Source organism: Brucella anthropi ATCC 49188 (assembly GCF_000017405.1).
GTDB lineage: Bacteria > Pseudomonadota > Alphaproteobacteria > Rhizobiales > Rhizobiaceae > Brucella > Brucella anthropi.
Genome location: NC_009670.1, coordinates 18127 through 34262, shown reverse-complemented (window position 1 = coordinate 34262; position 16136 = coordinate 18127). Strand labels below are relative to the sequence as shown.

Here is a 16136-nt window from a genome sequence, read left to right as displayed (position 1 = left end):
CCATCACCGAGATGAATCGGTCGGGCCTGACCGATTCAAATCTCTGGTTGGACGCAGAATCGGCAATCGACGATTCTGTCGTCATGATTGCCCAGCCCTATCAGCTTTATATCGAACGCAGGGACGTCTCGATGAACATGGCTCGTTATTATGCCATGGATATCTCGGAGACCCTGTTTGGAGAGACCCGGCTGACGCGCCGCTGGGGACGCATCGGCGCGCGCGGCCAGTCGAAGGCGCATATCTTCCAGCGTGAAGAGGAGGCGGTGCTGCTGTTTCTCGATCTCGTTCGCCAGAAGCGGACACGCGGCTATCGCCCGGCGGGACGTCAGGTGGAACGAGGCCCGCGCGAGCAGGCCTCGACTGGTGCCTTATCGGCGCCGGTCCCAGTCCGTCTCGAAGGCGATCTCGATCTCGACGAAGAACGGGATCTTGATTGCGAGCTTGAGGCCGAGTTTGCCTTTGCGGAAGAAATGGCCGGCGACTTTGCCGAGTGCGCGCAGCCGGCGACCGGTGGCGGTGAGGAATTGGGCGAGTTGGCGCATGATGTTTACTCCTTTCGATAACGTGTCATTGCGGGGATAGGCCGCGGCCCGGAAAGGCGTGCTGCACCCGAAAGGGCCGCAGCGTATGCGGAGGACCTGCCGGCGACGGAATTTTGAAGCGCGAGGAGCCGAAGGCGGGGAAAACTCCGTTGCCGGCAGGTTGCAGTGCAACGACCGGGCTGCAACATCCCCGATGCCGATGACAGGGGATCTAAAGGAACGACGCGGCAACCTTCCCGATCTCTTCCGGTGGGATGCAGGCTGCGGTATTGGTGTGGTCGGTGGCGAAGCGAAGCGTCGGGCCCTGGCCGCCGGTCGATCCGGCGGGCTGGGCCGGCAACTGCGGCAGAAGCCTCCGTCAGAACGGAGGCTCCGAGGAATGGCTGCCGTCCTGTTCGGCAAGCGCGGCGGCCAGCTCAGCCTGGGCGAGTTCGAGCTCGGCCTTGATCTGGCGGCGCTCTGCGGCATCGACTACGGCCCGCATCTCGGCGCGCAACTCTTCAACCTGGATTTCGAGGGCATAGGTCATCGTCGTCTCCTTGACGTTTGTGAAAGACGGGGACCAGCGGCGTGAGGGGATGGCGGGGTCAAGGATCGCGGCACGCGACCGGCGAAGCCGGCGTATGGGGGAGCCGATTTGCGGAACCTGCCCGGCAGGGCGGGCGGAGCAAATTGGGGGAACCATGCGTCCTTGAGGCCGTCATTTCCGAACGGCACAATGGGACGATCTGAGCAGACCCCACCTCTCCGTATGGCACCGGAAAGAAGCAGGCGGGTTCGATACCCGCCTGCTTCTTCATCGTATCGGGAGAGACCTGACCTGTTCGTCGGCCTTGTCCATTGGACGGGGGTAGATGGCCCGCCGGGCCTCAGGGACACCCGAAGACGCATAATTCCTGTGGTTTTCGCGCCTTTTCGGTCGAATGCGGATGTTTCGCACTTATCGTTGCGGCATCTTCAAGATCATACCGGAAGGTGTGAAACACGAGGAGCTGTTATATCATGACCACGACCAATGAAATTGCTGACAAGATCGCGTCCGAGCAGAACCTTAGCAAGGTGCAGGCCAAGGCGATTGTGGAGAGCGTCTTCCGGCAGATTACCGAGGCGGCGCTGGCCGGTGCGGAGACGTCCATTCCGAGCTTTGGCAAATTCAAGCTGAAGGAAACACCGGAGCGCGAGGGGCGCAACCCGGCAACCGGGGCGACGATCAAGATCGCGGCCGCGAAGAAGCTGGCGTTTACGCCGGGCAAGGCCGTAAAGGACGCACTCAACGCCTGAGGCATCCCATGACAATGACAAAGCCGGATCCTGGCTCGCTGCCCGGCTCCGGCTTTGTTGCTTTTTGCGAACGACCCCGCCTCGCGGCGGGGCCATTCGTGGATCCCGGTCATGCGGCCTCGCGGTTCGGGCGGGACCAGACGAGGACGTAGTCGCCTTCTTTTTCGGCCGGCCACAGGGCGGCGTTGATCGGGGCGTTGAAGCTCGGATCGTCGAGCTTGAGGGAGATGTAGGGCTCGCCGTTCGCCGAGACCGAGTTCCAGCCGGCTCCCACTTCGGCGGCGCCAGAGGTGACGCGGAAGTCCGGGGCGTCGCGGGAGACGCGCTCGATGGGATTGAGGCGGGCCTTCATTGCGACGGTTAGAGTGCGAACGTTGCCGACGATGGTGTTGCCGTTGGTGGTGAATTCGCCGATGACTGCCATGACTTGGTTCCTTTCGTGTGATCGGGCTGCGCCCATCGCTGCCTCGATGACGGTGTAAGGACCGGGAGCGATCGGTACTGCACCCCTTCAGGGGCCGGAACGCAGTGGAGGGCGGCTGGAGCGGGCTATTTTGTTTCGCGATGCAAAGCCCGGCCTGCCGGGCGGCGGAAAATAGTCCGGGCCGGTCGTTGCGGTCGGCCGATCGAGCCGCAGGCGTCTTGCGGTCACACCAGTTCCATCGAGGTCTGCGTGGGTGCACCGGTGTCCAGGGCGGAGGAACCTGGCAGGGCGCGGGGTCTCGGCGGTCCCCTGCTTCAAACGAACCCTTTCGGTGGCACGGACGTTCGTGATCGGCCGCATGCTGGCGCTTTCGTCCGGCGACGACTTTTTCCGGGACGGTGGGTTTTCCGCCTGCCCCTCCCGTTGCGTTTGAGGCAGCGCACGGATGGACTTCACCGACGCACGGCACAGCTCATCTCATCCCTGTGATGCGTCAGCGGCGGCACCTGATATCTGCCGTCGGCAACCCTGCCGAAAGGGATGAAGACCGCCTTGTCCGGTTCACCGCCGATCAGAACGCCGGGTGTCATGTCCAGGGGCGCCATTGCCGACTTCCGCCTCTGAGGCACGGGTTGCGCTCGCCCGATCGCGCCGGGCTCCTGTCAGACGCGCGATCCGATAGAGATGCCCGGCATAGACGGCAACGGCTTTCCAGTAGACCGCCATCGGCGCCTTGTTCTGTCGCCAGCTCCGTTCGGCGCGTTCCCGCGCGTCAAACGACAGTTCCCGCAGAAGCTCTGCCAGAACCGCACGCGCTTCCGGTGGCAGAGATCGCATTTTTTGCGCCGCGGGCAGTTGCAGAAGAGGGTTGCGCACTTCGGCGCTGGAGGATCGATCAGACACCGCACATCCCCTCGCATTCATTCGGCCACAGATCGAGCTGACCGTGGTCGGCGGCCGTCGACAGGTCCGCCCGATCGAGCGGCACGCCCGAGCGATGGAGAAAGACCTGCCCGCGAATGCCGCGCAATCCGCTGCGAATGGCGCGGTCGACCTCGACCGCATCGATCCAGGCATCGGTGTCGTGATCGCGCATGAAGCGCCAGCGTGCATCGTCATGGAAGGGGCACCCGATGCAGGCGGATTTCGGGGGCTCGGGATAGTCATGGCGGCGCAGCCACGCAAGGCAATCGCGTCGGCTCATGCGCTGTTCGATGAGCGGCCATCGGTTGATTTGCCATGCCTCCCGACTTGGTTTCATTCTGACGACTTCATCAAGGCTGATGCCGATCCATTGTTCCACAACCGGTGCGTCGGGAGACCGCCGGCGGGTGAGCCCGGCAAGCTCGCGGACCTTCCTGCGGATCGGAACGATCTTGTAGTCGGAGGTGCATTGGCGTCGGATCATGCCAATCGAGATTGTCTCGGTTCTGGTCTGGCGTGTGCCGACGGTGACAATTTCGCCCTCCTCATCTTCATCGAGGATCGGCACACGGGAACCGACTGGCGTTACCGTGCGGGTGAAGGCGGGAATGGAGGCCCAGCGGTTGCCAGCGCCTGCCTCCATGAGCTGGTTGCGGATGTTTCCGTTCGAGACGATATGGACCGGGAATGGCAGGACAGTGGATGACATCAGCCATGCGAGATGATCATAGACGGCCTTCGGTTCCCATCCGGTGTCTGCGAAGATGGCGCAATCGGGCATCGGACCGATCTCTCCATGGGCCGCCATCAGGGCCATAGTGGTCGATTGCACGCCAGCACCGAGGCTGAGCGCCCGCAGCCGGATTTCAGAGGATCCGGTGACCTGGTTCGGGACAAGCGGAGAATACGCCATCAGCCCGCCTCCCCGTTCTGGTCGACGAGCCACCGGCGCAGGGCGCGTCGCATGAAACCGATGGATTCATTGATCTCCGTGATCCGGGCGTCACCGGCGACATAGCCGCCTTTACAAAACAGATCGACAAGGTGCCGCATGACGTCGAGATAGAGATGCCCGCCGGCGAGCGCGACGTCGCAAAAGGCAAATTTCCGATGCTCGGTGAGCGAAGCGATGTGCATTCCCGGATGTTCGCCAGACGGCATGACGCGGGCATGAGACGTCGGTCGCGGCCAGCGTGTTCCGAGATCGCCCCTCTTCATCGCAGCGACCATAGTTTCCGTCATACGGGCATCGTAGATTTCGATCGGCATGTCTGCAGCGCGGAAGCCGAGATGGGCGGAGAGAAAGGCGACTTGCGCCTTCTCCCTTCGCGGATCGACCGTGCGCAGCGTCCGCCAGAGCGGGCCATCGTAGCGGTCGATGGCCGGCATGTATCGGGGATCGTTGCGTTTGGTCGCCGAGCACGCCAGGATGAGCAATCTCGTGCACGGGAGGGCCATCACGCAGCCTCCCTGTGTTCAGCACCGTTCGGCTGCAAGCCATGCAGATAGGCGGTGGCGCGTTGCGCATGGGCCGCTGCCTGGAAGATTGCGCGCTTATCTTCACCCAATACCTTCAACCATGAGTGGAGGTAGCTTGCATGGTCGGGCCGTGGTTCGAGCTCGGGCGAAATTCCCACGTCCGCGGCTAAAAAAACGCTGCCCAGCTCGGCAATTAGCTCTTCGCGGCTACGCTCCGATCTGTCCTTGGCATAGCGGCTGAGGTCGCGTCCGACCCGCTCCGGACTTGCCGTCCAATGGGTTGCCTCGTGACTCAAGGTTGCATAGTAGCTGGCCGCATCCTTGAACGTCTCGAAGGGGGGCATCTGGATGTAGTCCATGACCGGCGAATAATAGGCCTGGCTACCGCCATGCCGGATAAGGGCCCCGGTGCGGCGAAAGAACCGGTCAACCTGTTCGAGGCGCTCGACGGGATCGATCTGCACGACCGGATGATGGTAATAATGGTCGGGCAGACCGTCGATCTGTTCGACATTGAATACGCTGTAGGCCTTCAGGAACGGGATCTCCCGATCGACCTCGCCGCCCTTTCCATCGTCCTCGGACTTTGTGAAGCGGCTGGCGAAGACGACGGTGGAACCGGTCTCGCCCTTGCGCACGGCAGCATCCAGCTGCAAGGCCTGTTTGAACGTCATCCAGGTCTGTGAGGCAAAGCCTGGCGCGATACCCTCCGACCACAACAGGAGGACGTTCATGCCGGAATAGGGCTGTCCGTTGTGGCGCAGCGGCCGGGTAACCCGACCAGCGGCGTTGGCGGAACTCCAGGGTTTCATCCACGGCCGGACGCCTTTTTCCAGATCGGCGATGATCCGGTCGGTGATCCGTGAATAGATATCGCTTCGATCGCTGTGCTCTTTCCTGCTCATTTTCCTTTGCCCTCCAATCAGGAGGCCGCGCCATTGCGGCCTCGTCGCGGAGGGACTAGGGCAGGAGCTGTCAGGCGGTGAGCTGCACCGGAACGGCCGGAACGCAGTGGAGGACGGCGCAGCCGTTGCGGCTTGCCGCCGGCTCCTGCAGGACCGACAGCAAGGACGGGGCCGCATTGCAGCGACCGTTCAAAGCCTCTTGGCCATCGATGCGCTCACGGCAGGGGCAGACCCACACTGGTCCTCACCCGAAGACGACAAAGGGGTGGCGCGCTGGACGGAGATGGATAGGGTCAATCCTGTTGGGTACCGCCGATATCGATATCGGGTGTGCCGCCGGCCATATCGGCCTGCAATTTTCTTTGGCGGCGAATTTCGGTCACGCGCAGTTGCGCTGCCATTCTGTCGTCGGCACTGACCGGCGATGTCGGACGTCCGGCAATATCATGGCGCATGGCATCCGGCTGGGCGCAGGCCAGCAGGTAGTTTTTTGCAGCCGCATAGGCGGCGACAGCACGCCGAAGACGGATCCTGGCAATTTTAGGCTGAAGTCTGCCGCTGAATTGCTCGAAGATGCCGATCTCGAATGGTAAGATCGGATCGGTTTCCTGCTGCGGAAGGATTGCCGCGGGTTCGGTCAGCAACTCGTTGATGGCAGCGGCTTTTTTGAGATCATTGGCACTGGCAGGAACCGGGCCTTGCGAGGTGACCCAGGGCTTCATCTTGGACGTTTGTTCGTTGTTCATGTGATCCCCTTCGATAACGCCGTCCATGGGGATATAGTGACAAACTGCGACGGTTAAACGGCTGCCGGCGAAGCTGGCCGAAAGCGGGCACCGCTATAGGCACAAAAAAAGCGGGGCCGAAGCCCCGCCATCTTGCGGATCAGTCGAATGCCGCCATCTGTGCCGCGGCAGCCTTGCGGTCGAGATTTTGGCCGGGATTTTCGACCGGGCGGTCGAACGGCTTCCAGCTTTCACCAACCACCTGTTCATAGGCCGCGACGGCCCCTTCGGCTGCCATCCGCAGGGCGTGGGACTGTATCGCCATGTCCGCGGCAAACTCGCGTTTGCGCTGGGCGGCGCTATCGTAGCCGACCGGTCCATCGAGGTCCTCGTCGCGGGCGTCGTTGGCCGCCTTGGCCGTTGCATCGCGAGCCTCGGTGACGGCGCGGCTGTAAAACTGTCCCGCACCATGAGCGGACCCGACATAGGCGCCAACGACACGCTGGAGATGGATCTGCATCGCCCGCTCGCCCAGGCCCTCGGAAAGGCTGTCTGCGGTTTCGATAATCAGCCGCTCATGCAGATCGCGGATGCCGCCGCTATCGACCACGGCGGTCCCGAAACTCTCCGCGATCAGCAGTGCCTGTGCGGTATCGGGGCAAGTGAGCCGAACCATTTCGAGGGTGGCTCCCTTGCGGAGCTGGACGACGCGTGCCGACGGACGGGGCGACTGACGGGAGGGGGTAGCGGGCTTTGCCATGAGGGTTTCCTCTTCGGGTTTTCCTCCGGGGACCCGAAGCGGCCCCTTGCCGCTCCGTCCCTCGGGTGCGGTCTGGAAAAGCCGGCGGAATGACGGTTGCTTCAGGGTCCGGGGCGGCCATGACGAGCGTCATCGGCCTGCGGCCAAGCGGGGTGCAGCCCTGCGCGGGACGCGGGATGGTGATGTGAGACAGGCTGTTCCGGCCGCCGCGCGGCGCGATAGCGGCCTTGAAGCAGACGGCCGCCGGTTTAGACCGCAACACAACCGAGGGGCGGAGCGGCAAGGGGTTTAAGGCATCATTGGAAACGCGTGGTGGGATACCCGCCCGACAATGACGCGCCCTCACCACAATTGGCGATCACCGTGTCAGCACCCCGGGTCCCCTTCGCAAGACCGTCCCTGCGAGGTGCTCACGCAACCCTGCGGCCGGCCTCTTCGCCGAGTTTTCGACGCAGCGTGTCGATCGCCTGTTCCTGACGAGCCAGTTTGCCGGCGAGCCCATCGAGTTCAAGACGCCGCTCGAATTGAAGCCGATCGAGATGTGCCTGAAGCAGCATCTGGTCGTTTCGGCACCACCGCGTACCCGACCGCTTGCGGGATGAGTGTCTCGCCTTTGCCTTCTGTGTGATCGTAATGCGTTCGGCGCGGCATGCGATCTGCCGATGAACGAGATCGAGGTGCCGGCGGGTGTCCCGATGGGCTGCCTCCATTCGCTTCAACAGCACGCGAGGATTGACGGGTTTCATCCGGCCGTCCTCCGCGCCTTCCAGCCCACGAAGCTCGACGAACCGTCGTAGAGTTGATGACGGCCCGGATCGATGACGAAACCGAGCGGGTTCCGGGTGCCATATTCGGGACTTGGCACAAGATAGCGCCGCTCCCCGGCAGAAAGGTCGCGTTTCCCGCCGAGCGTGGCGATCACTTCGGTCATGCCTTGATGCTGGTCGGAAAGGATGGCGGAAATGACCACCCAATCGTCTGCATGCGCGGTGTCGAAAAGCCTGCGGGCCTTTTCCCAGGATTCGGCAGGATCCAGCACGCAGCCGTTGATTGTTTCCCACGCATCCGGCCAGCTATTGCGGATCGTATTTCCGGCGATCCGGCGCTCGTAGCTGGTGAATAGCTCCGGGAAAGTCACGGCGACGATCGCCCATTCGGCATCTTCTTCGTACCACGGGGTCTCCTTGCGAAGCGAAGGATGGATTCGCAGATTGCGTTCCATCGACAGGTGAAATCCGCCGTGACCGGCCGTCATGTGTGACGTCACACCCTCGGCATAGACCGTCGCCATTTGCGAGGCGCCCCATGGGGTGCTGCAGGCGATCCGCCTCTCGACACGGTCAAGACCTGCAAGCTCGCGACGGTGTTCGGCCGTCTCGAACACGCGATCGCGGAATGCCGCCTCGTCGTCCAGCCGGCGTTCGTGACCGTAAAAATCGGCTCGTGTCATCTCCGCGAGTGGCCGGTACACACGCCAGGCACTGGCAAGGAAAACGCCGCCATCAACCAACGGCAGCATCGCGAGCGTGATATCGCCGATCCGGGCGACCGGGAAATCATCAGCACTGCGCGCGAACTCGACCCCTGAATTTTGGGGGGTCATTGCATCATGGGCGTTGGCTTGCCTGTTCATGCCACCCTCCCCTCGATCCGGTCAGCGGCAACCTCATCCGCGGTGACCTCGCGCAACATCGTATTGCTGAAGCCACAGCTCCGTACCCAGATCTCGGCATGGGCTTGATCGGCCGCAAGATGCAGGAGTTCAGCATCCTCGGCATCACCGTCAAGAATACGGATGGAGCCGACCTGAGGCCGTTCAAGCACGGCGAAAGTGAGCACGCTGCCGACGGAAAACATCCTGAAGTCGGCGCCGATGATGGCACCGAGATCGTCGATACCGTCCGTGGCAACCTTGAAACTTGCGGGAATGCGAGACTGTGCCATGACAGTACGGCTGCGTTTACGCACCAGCCGTCCAACCGCATTGTCGCGTTTCCATCCGGCAAGCGTGTGAATTCTGTCCTCGGACGGGCGAGGATTGCCGTCCGACCAGGAAATGACGGCGCCGATCGGCGCAAGGTCGAAGATCATGAGTGCGGACATCTATGTCCTCCTTCTCGATAAGGGAATTGAACACGAAAGCGCCGCCGGACAGGCCGGCGGCGGTAGATGATTTCGATGTACAAAGGGAATGGCGGCTTATGCGGCGGCCTTGTCCTCGGACGGGCTTTCCTGGCTGCGCGTTACCTCTTCCAGCACGGCGTGCGGATGCCGGTGGCGGGCGAGCCATTCTTCCGCCGCGGGATGATCGGCAGCGACATGAACGAGCTCCGCGCCCTCGCCGGCGCGATCGAAGATGCGGACCGAACCGATCGCCGGACGCTCCACCACGGTGAAACTCAGGGAGCAGGCGCCAACATCGAAGGTGCGATAGACACGCAGCACGATGGTGCCCTTGCTGCCATGGTCGCCTTCATGGATGGTGAAGCAGTCAGGCGCGGTGTAGCTGCCACGGGTCTGGCTGGGCTGCTTGCGGATCAGGCGGCCGGAGCTGTTTCTGGTCCTCCAGGCAGCGAGTTTTTTCTTATGGCGCTCCGGCGGCTTGGGCGTTCCATCAGACCAGGACACGATGGATCCGATCGGAACGAGCGTGAAAACGAGAGAGGCGGACATGAGATTTCTCCTGTGGATTTGAGGGGCTGGAAACAAAACCGCCGCCGGTGATGAGCCGGCGGCGGGTGACGATCTGGATGAGAGCTGCACCGCTATTCGGCGGCGATACCGTAGGCGCTGTCGTCTTCGTCGGTTGCCGGCGTGTCGGATCCACCGTCTGTATCGGCAGGATCCTCACCCGATTCACCATCACCGGCTTCGGACGGGTCGCTGTGAGCCGCCTCGGTTCCAGCCTCGACATCCTCGGAGGCGGCAATCTCCTCCTCGTCACTACCCGGGCCGTCGTCATCGGCGTCGATGACCTCGCCACGCTTTATCAGATCTGCCACGTCGCCAGCCTCCGGTGCGAAGAGAGCCGAGGGGTGCACGAAATGGCCGTCCTGATAATGGTCGACCAGCGCAGCGCGGGTTTCGCGCACCTTCTGGCGCGGCAGAACGGAAGCGTCCTTGCAGGACGCCTCCAGCGCCTGGCGCGACAAGCAAAGCAGGAAGTCTTCGCTGCCCATATTCGGCAGATAGCCATCCGCCCCGATGGCATCGCCGGCAATCCTGGAGATAACGCCACTGTTCGACATACCACGGCGGCATGACAGCACCTCGACCAGCGTCGAGCGGGCAACGACCCGCAAGGTGTCGAGATCGAAGGACAGCTTGCCATTCTCATCGATCAGTCGGACGACATGCCGGGCAAAACGCTTCTGCCCGTAAACCGTGTCCCCGGCTCCGGAATCGACGCGTACGTTGGTACCTGCAAAGGCGAGTACCAGCAGAGCCAGCAATGTATCGTCCTCGATCGGCGCGCGGCCGAGCGCCTCATGCAAGGCATCGGTCCGAAAATCCCCGACCATGTCGAGGCCCTTCTGAGTGACATCGGGGCGTGGTTTTGCGCCAATGATCGTGTCGTCCTCGGCCTCTCCGACACCGCCCGTCGTCGCACCACCGGCGCCCTTCGGCTTCTTCACCTCGGGAAGACGATAATAGACCGTCTGCACTTTACCATCACGATCGAGATAGATGCCGGCATGGTCCGATTTCTGCGGCTTGCTGTAGACGCGCTCGGCTTTCCTGGGCAGTTCCGGCTGTCCCCAGGAATTGACCTCGACGATGGCACCACGTTTCGGGAGATTGGCCGTCATCCACTCGTGCTGAGCACCGAGGAAGCCCTCGACGTTGGTTGTGTAGCGCGTATCCTCGTCGGCCGGAGCGAAGAGATCCTCGACCCATTCGACACCATAGGCTGCCGCGAGATCGTCGCCGAAGCTCGCGTCCTTGGCGTACATACGCTTCTTGGCAAGTGCACTGGAAATCTGGTGCCAGGATGCCCGCTCGCCCTTCTTCGGCTTGTTGGCTTTCCAGACCTGCTTCTGTTCTTCGACACTGGCGGAGGCGATGGTGCGAAGCTGCTGCTCGGACGGCATGTCGCCGAGCGCCATCTGGTCGAGCATCGCAGGCAATACGTTAGCGAGAAGCCTGAGCTTGCGGACCTGCCGTACCTGAAGTGTCAGCGCCAGCGCGATCGCTTCCTCGGTCCAGCCGAGAGCCACGAGCCGTTCGATGCCACGCCATTGGTCGACCGGGTTGAGGGGTTCGCGTGCCGTGTTTTCCACCATGGAGCGCATCGCACCATTGTCGTTCGCCGCCTCATCGACGAGAACCTGAATTTCCTCAAGGCCAGCGGCGATGGCCTGGCGCACGCGGCGATGGCCGGCATCGATGATGTAGCCGTTACCGCCATCCTTTTCGGGTTCGACCACTGGCGGCTGGATAATACCGACGGCCTTGATGGTGGCCAGAAGTAGCGCATCACCCTGTGGCGATGACTTTGACTGGCGTGTCTTGTCGGGGTTGTCTTTCAGCGCGCGTGGATCGAGCGTGACAAGATACATGGGTTTCTCCTTCACCGGATACGGAGCGGCCCGTTGCCACTCCTGTTCGTGTCTTCTTTTTTCCGAAGACATCTTCCGGACCGCGGGACGGCCGGACCGGCGCAACTGCGGCCGAGCGTCCCTGCGGCGAAGGACAAGCGGGGCTATGGGCCCTGCGAAGGACGAGTTGCCGGGATGCGGCAGGCGGCGGTTGAGCGTGAGCGTCGGCGGGAGGACCGATCTGCGACCGGTTTCTTCTTCCCCCTTTTCTTCCTTCCCATTCTTTTTCCGCCCACCACGCACGAGGGACAGGCCGATGCCACCTCTTGCGAGGCGCGCGACATCAGAGTTGAGCGAAAGATAAAAAAATGGGCCGTCGGAAACCGCGGCCCATGAAGTGTGGAGATCTTGAACCTCCAGAGGGGAACAGCTGATGCGACGGAACTGGGAGGTGACCGTCAAAATGCATCAGCTATGTGCTGTATGACTAATTTCTGCCCAGATGGAAACTATTTATTGTGCAATGCAGCCATGCAGATGCTGCACTGCGTTTGTGAATGGCCCCAATTGCCGAGCACAGTTCCGCTGACCACATGCCCGCAAACGGGGTTGGAATATTTCTGGGTCCGGATGCGGGTTTGCGCAAAGATTGAGCGCTATCGCGGTTTCGTCGCTATGTTTTGGCGCGAACGAAGTTTATCACACCGCTGCTACATGGCAGGATCCCAAGGATTGACGAGTTTCACGCCCATCCCCGCAAAATCCTTGATGTTGCGCGTGACGAGTGTCATGCGACGGGTGAGCGCCGTTGCCGCGATATAGGCGTCGTTGATCGGCTTGGGGTCAGGCACATGCCATTTGGCTGCCTGTAAGGCCGCCGCGTCGTCAAGGGGAAGGATTCGACCCGAGAACGCCGTAATAACCGTGTTGTCCAGCCAGTTGCGCAATACTCTCCCGGCAGCGCTGTCATTGTGTTCCACCAACCGCACACCGATCTCAAGCTCATGCAGAACAACAGAAGAGATGAACGTTTCGGCCGGATCAACGGTTTCGTTCCAGACCACGACATTGGGATGCGCCTTGCCGCTCACAATCTTGCGCAGTTCGGAGACAACATTCGTATCGAGTAACAGCATCAGGACAGGTCAACTGCCTGCGCACGTTCCGTCCGCGGCGAAAGCGGCAAATCTATTTCTCCCGCACCCGGTGCAGCCAGCATGTCGCCGAGCGTCCGCATTTTTCCGGTCAGCCGTTTATACTCGTCGAACGACAAGAGGACATGCGCTGGCCGTCCTCTGTCGGTGATGATGACTGGCCCCTCGTTGGCCGCGCGTTTTGCGCGGCCAAGATCCTGATTGAGTTCCCGGCCTGAAAGCGTGGTGACCGTCATGACAAGCCTCCAAATATCGTGGTTACGTAACTACATTTAGCGCGCATCACCTTAAATTGCAAGATAAGCCGCCTCAGCTGGCACATAGGGTGCGGGAACGGAATCGTCGCGCACTGGTTTTATCCTATTTTGATGACCAGTTTGCCGAAATGGCCTGCATCCCGCAGCGCGTTATAGCCGGCTTCTGCTTCCTCGAAAGGGAACACCTGGTCAACCTGGGGGGTGATTCCGGTCTTCACGAGGGACGCGAGCGTTGCCACGGGGCCGACATAGATCCCCTGCAGGGTGATCCGCTTTTCGAGAATCGCTCCCGTATCAATGTGACCGTCAAACCCGGTTAGCACTCCCATCAGGGAGATACGACCATCAAAACGGGTAGCGGCAAGTGTCTGGCTGAGCGTGGCCGGGCCAGCGACGTCAACCGCCAGGTCAGCGCCGATGCCATCTGTGAGTTTCAGAACCTCATCCTGCCAGGCCGGAGTACGGCGATAGTTGATGACTTCATCCGCGCCCAGCTTACGGGCACGCTAGAGCTTTTCGTCCGAGCTGGAGGTGATGATGACACGGGCGCCTGCCTTTTTAGCGAGCTGAAGAGCGAAGATCGATACGCCGCCCGTGCCGAGCAACAAAACGGATTCACCTGGCTGCACCGGCCGACGCTCAAACAGGGCGGCGAACGCCGTCACGCCAGCGCAAGGCAGCGTCGCGGCTTCCTCGAACGTCATCGCGTCCGGAAGGCGCACGATGCTGTCGGCGGGCACGACAATGCGCTCTGTCAGAACGCCGTCCATGGTCTGACCCCCGAGGCTTGTTGCCTTCTTGGCGGCAGTGATCGGGCCATCTACCCATCCCGGCATAAATCCGATTACCACGCGATCGCCAACCTCCCAGCCGTCTACCTGTTCGCCCACGACCGACACGATGCCTGCGCCATCGGAGAGCGGCACCACGTCTTTGAAGTTTCTGGCGATGATCACGTCGCGGAAGTTAAGGGAGGCAGCGCGCAGATCTACGGCAACTTCGCCTTTCTCCGGCTGGCGCACATCGGCCGAGGCGAGCTTGAGGCGCGGGTTTTCGTTTCCGGTCAATATGTATCGTTGCATCGAGGCATCTCCTTTTCAGAGCCTCCAGATAAGCCTACAAGTCAATTTGATGAAGTACATACAAATTGAGCATGTAGTATCATGAACGATAGTACCCGCATGAAACGGGGGCGGCGCCGCGCCGATCGCACCGGATGCGCAGTCGAAGCTACGCTGTCGGTTATCGGCGGCATATGGAAGCCAGTCATTCTGTTTCACCTGCTGGACGGCAAGCTGCGTTTCAACGCACTGTGTCGCCTCGTCCCGGCAGCCACACCCCGCATGATGACACTGCAATTGCGAGAGCTGGAGGTGGATGGGATCATTCGGCGCATCGTTTATCCCGAGGTGCCGCCCAAGGTAGAATATGAACTCACCTCGCTCGGTGTCTCACTCGCCCCCATACTGATAACGATGCGCGACTGGGGCGAGCAATTCCAGAAAATGCACTGAGACGGCGGGACCGACTGGCCGCACTCGTTGCGCTCCCTGTTTTCTTGGGGATGCGGAGCGCTCATCAATTTATAGACCAGCTATCGCGAGCGTAGGGAAACAAGGTTGTTGCCACACGCCACCCGCTCGTTGATGCTGGATTACAGTCAATTGTGATAGGCAGGATCCTTTGGCATGGCAGAACCCCGTTCCCCGCGCCTCGCGGTGCTTATCGACGCTGACAATGCGTCCGCGAAAATCGTTGATGGCCTTTTTGAAGAAATTGCCAAGATCGGCGAAGCGAGTGTTCGACGCATCTATGGCGACTTCGCCAATCCTCGTTCAAAGGCGTGGATCGACGTTCTCGCAAGGCACGCAATCATTCCCCAGCAGCAGTTCGCCTACACGGCCGGCAAGAATGCTTCCGATATCACGCTTGTCATCGACGCGATGGACCTGCTGCATAGTGGTCGCTTCGACGGTTTTTGCCTGGTATCTTCCGACAGCGATTTCACCCGCCTCGCCTCTCGCATCCGTGAACAAGGCATCGACGTCTTCGGTTTTGGAGAGCAGAAGACGCCTGAAAGTTTCAGGCAGGCCTGCCGGCGTTTCATCTATACCGAAAATCTGTTGCCCGTGGCTGCCGCGAACGGGACAGATACGGCACAGGCGACAGCCTCTCTCCAGCCTCCGACAGCCGCCACGCCCATCATCAGGAAGGTCATCGCCCAGATGGAAAGCGAGGATGGATGGGTGCCGCTTGGCGCCGTCGGCAATCAACTTGCAAATCTCGCTTCGGATTTTGACCCGCGAACTTATGGGTTTCGCAAGCTGAGCGATCTCGTGAGGAAAACAAACGCCTTCGATCTTGAGCATGCAGAGGGCCGCCCGCTGCGTATCCGGGTCAAGCAAAAATCTGGAAAAAAGAACGGATAGACCCTGTGTGCCGCGTATGAGATTTAGTCGATACGGCTGATTTTTGCGCTCAAGGTTGCGAGATACGGCTTGAAGGCTGCGGCAATCTTGGAAAGAAAGCCTTTGCTGAACGATCCCAGCACTTCCATGTTCGGGTCATAGTGGAAGGAGGTCTCTGCCACGTCGTGATTGAATTCCGACACAGTAATCCAGGCATCTTTCCAATCTCGGATACCGGCACGGCGGCATTCGAGCTGCGGGATCTCGAGCGCTGTCTGATCTGAACGTGGTGGTGTTCCCGAGATTGCCAGCAGAATGAGATTTGTCTGGCTACCTTTGGCGATTGCAAGAACCATGCAGACGGGCCGTTCTTTTCGACCCTCCGTCTCCCCTTTGTCGCGTTGCCATGCCCAAAGATAGGGGTAGGAAATGACAGAGCCATTCGACGGTCCGTCAACCATTGGGGTCACGCCCTTCCTCGATCAGCCTGTCCAGTTCAGGCAGGACCATCGCCGCGAGGTCAGCTGGTGCTTCATTGGGGCCGTAGACCCGGCGGGGATCGCTCCTGCCTTTCAACGCCTCAAACTCGTCATAGGTCATCAGCACATATCTTGGCTTGCGATGCTGCGTGATCGCAACAGGCTGACGATCAGCTGCCATCGTCACGGTCTTGATGTCACGCAGCAGTTCGACAGTCGAAAACTTTTTCATGGTCACGCTCCATTCAATTTAATCG

At 61.0% G+C, this 16136-nt stretch carries 22 protein-coding genes and 1 pseudogene; 4 read left to right on the top strand and 19 right to left on the bottom strand.

From position 1 onward, the window contains the following. Window positions 1-11: 11 nt before the first annotated feature. Window positions 12-269, top strand: a pseudogene (locus OANT_RS26230) (WGR domain-containing protein); the annotation flags it as partial. A gap of 634 nt (window positions 270-903) precedes the next feature. Here the strand turns inward: OANT_RS26230 and OANT_RS26960 are convergent. Next, the gene (locus OANT_RS26960; protein ID WP_011982966.1) at window positions 904-1074 is read right to left on the bottom strand and encodes a hypothetical protein; all 171 of its coding nucleotides are present in this window, start codon (window positions 1072-1074) and stop codon (window positions 904-906) included. 473 nt (window positions 1075-1547) lie between these two features. Between OANT_RS26960 and OANT_RS24040 the strand changes: the two genes are divergently transcribed. Beyond that, window positions 1548-1826: an HU family DNA-binding protein gene (locus tag OANT_RS24040; protein WP_011982965.1), complete on the top strand. Its 279-nt coding sequence runs from the start codon at window positions 1548-1550 to the stop codon at window positions 1824-1826. 109 nt (window positions 1827-1935) lie between these two features. Here OANT_RS24040 and OANT_RS24035 read toward each other — a convergent pair whose 3' ends face one another. The 16 genes from OANT_RS24035 to OANT_RS25185 form a co-directional block, all read right to left on the bottom strand. Continuing rightward, the gene (locus tag OANT_RS24035; protein WP_035226669.1) at window positions 1936-2250 is read right to left on the bottom strand and encodes a DUF736 domain-containing protein; all 315 of its coding nucleotides are present in this window, start codon (window positions 2248-2250) and stop codon (window positions 1936-1938) included. A 561-nt stretch (window positions 2251-2811) separates the two neighbouring features. Next, window positions 2812-3153 (bottom strand): hypothetical protein, encoded by a 342-nt coding sequence (locus tag OANT_RS24030; protein WP_198650704.1) that lies wholly within the window; start codon window positions 3151-3153, stop codon window positions 2812-2814. Continuing rightward, complete coding sequence (locus OANT_RS24025; protein ID WP_011982963.1) at window positions 3146-4087, bottom strand: hypothetical protein; 942 nt, start codon at window positions 4085-4087, stop codon at window positions 3146-3148. Before OANT_RS24025 ends, OANT_RS24030 begins: the two co-directional genes overlap by 8 nt. Then, on the bottom strand, window positions 4087-4632 hold the full coding sequence (locus tag OANT_RS24020; RefSeq protein ID WP_011982962.1) for a hypothetical protein: 546 nt from the start codon (window positions 4630-4632) through the stop codon (window positions 4087-4089). The genes OANT_RS24025 and OANT_RS24020 overlap by 1 nt, the downstream gene beginning before the upstream one ends. Beyond that, window positions 4632-5558: an ArdC family protein gene (locus tag OANT_RS24015; protein WP_011982961.1), complete on the bottom strand. Its 927-nt coding sequence runs from the start codon at window positions 5556-5558 to the stop codon at window positions 4632-4634. Before OANT_RS24015 ends, OANT_RS24020 begins: the two co-directional genes overlap by 1 nt. Before the next feature lie 293 nt (window positions 5559-5851). Further along, window positions 5852-6331, bottom strand: a complete 480-nt coding sequence (locus OANT_RS24010) for a ProQ/FinO family protein (RefSeq protein ID WP_246750206.1) — start codon at window positions 6329-6331, stop codon at window positions 5852-5854. Between the two features lie 112 nt (window positions 6332-6443). Beyond that, complete coding sequence (locus OANT_RS24005; RefSeq protein WP_011982959.1) at window positions 6444-7043, bottom strand: hypothetical protein; 600 nt, start codon at window positions 7041-7043, stop codon at window positions 6444-6446. A 410-nt stretch (window positions 7044-7453) separates the two neighbouring features. Next, window positions 7454-7789 (bottom strand): hypothetical protein, encoded by a 336-nt coding sequence (locus OANT_RS24000; RefSeq protein ID WP_011982958.1) that lies wholly within the window; start codon window positions 7787-7789, stop codon window positions 7454-7456. Next, complete coding sequence (locus OANT_RS23995) at window positions 7786-8676, bottom strand: DUF7007 domain-containing protein (RefSeq protein WP_011982957.1); 891 nt, start codon at window positions 8674-8676, stop codon at window positions 7786-7788. The genes OANT_RS24000 and OANT_RS23995 overlap by 4 nt, the downstream gene beginning before the upstream one ends. Then, entirely contained in the window at window positions 8673-9146 is a 474-nt protein-coding gene (locus tag OANT_RS23990) for a UCP036055 family protein (RefSeq protein WP_011982956.1), read from the bottom strand. Before OANT_RS23990 ends, OANT_RS23995 begins: the two co-directional genes overlap by 4 nt. A gap of 96 nt (window positions 9147-9242) precedes the next feature. Then, on the bottom strand, window positions 9243-9716 hold the full coding sequence (locus OANT_RS23985) for a UCP036055 family protein (protein ID WP_011982955.1): 474 nt from the start codon (window positions 9714-9716) through the stop codon (window positions 9243-9245). Window positions 9717-9808: 92 nt separating this feature from the next. After that, a complete protein-coding gene (locus tag OANT_RS23980) occupies window positions 9809-11602 on the bottom strand; it encodes a ParB/RepB/Spo0J family partition protein (RefSeq protein ID WP_011982954.1) in 1794 nt (597 codons plus the stop codon). Between the two features lie 689 nt (window positions 11603-12291). Continuing rightward, window positions 12292-12717 carry a type II toxin-antitoxin system VapC family toxin gene (locus tag OANT_RS23970; RefSeq protein WP_011982953.1) on the bottom strand — a complete coding sequence of 142 codons (426 nt, stop codon included), beginning with the start codon at window positions 12715-12717 and terminating at the stop codon, window positions 12292-12294. Further along, entirely contained in the window at window positions 12717-12971 is a 255-nt protein-coding gene (locus OANT_RS23965; RefSeq protein ID WP_011982952.1) for a type II toxin-antitoxin system Phd/YefM family antitoxin, read from the bottom strand. The genes OANT_RS23970 and OANT_RS23965 overlap by 1 nt, the downstream gene beginning before the upstream one ends. 119 nt (window positions 12972-13090) lie before the next feature. Next, a complete protein-coding gene (locus tag OANT_RS26050) occupies window positions 13091-13486 on the bottom strand; it encodes a zinc-binding dehydrogenase (protein ID WP_080514378.1) in 396 nt (131 codons plus the stop codon). 12 nt (window positions 13487-13498) lie between these two features. Beyond that, complete coding sequence (locus OANT_RS25185; protein WP_049768470.1) at window positions 13499-14074, bottom strand: zinc-dependent alcohol dehydrogenase family protein; 576 nt, start codon at window positions 14072-14074, stop codon at window positions 13499-13501. Between the two features lie 81 nt (window positions 14075-14155). On the opposite strand from OANT_RS25185, the gene OANT_RS23955 reads away from it, so the two are divergent. After that, window positions 14156-14506 carry a winged helix-turn-helix transcriptional regulator gene (locus OANT_RS23955; RefSeq protein ID WP_011982951.1) on the top strand — a complete coding sequence of 117 codons (351 nt, stop codon included), beginning with the start codon at window positions 14156-14158 and terminating at the stop codon, window positions 14504-14506. Window positions 14507-14680: 174 nt separating this feature from the next. Continuing rightward, the gene (locus OANT_RS23950; RefSeq protein ID WP_011982950.1) at window positions 14681-15421 is read left to right on the top strand and encodes an NYN domain-containing protein; all 741 of its coding nucleotides are present in this window, start codon (window positions 14681-14683) and stop codon (window positions 15419-15421) included. 23 nt (window positions 15422-15444) lie between these two features. On the opposite strand, the gene OANT_RS23945 is transcribed toward OANT_RS23950, so the two are convergent. Together OANT_RS23945 and OANT_RS23940 are read right to left on the bottom strand one after the other, a co-directional pair. After that, complete coding sequence (locus OANT_RS23945) at window positions 15445-15861, bottom strand: hypothetical protein (RefSeq protein ID WP_011982949.1); 417 nt, start codon at window positions 15859-15861, stop codon at window positions 15445-15447. Next, a complete protein-coding gene (locus OANT_RS23940; protein WP_011982948.1) occupies window positions 15854-16111 on the bottom strand; it encodes a type II toxin-antitoxin system Phd/YefM family antitoxin in 258 nt (85 codons plus the stop codon). Before OANT_RS23940 ends, OANT_RS23945 begins: the two co-directional genes overlap by 8 nt. Window positions 16112-16136 lie beyond the last annotated feature (25 nt).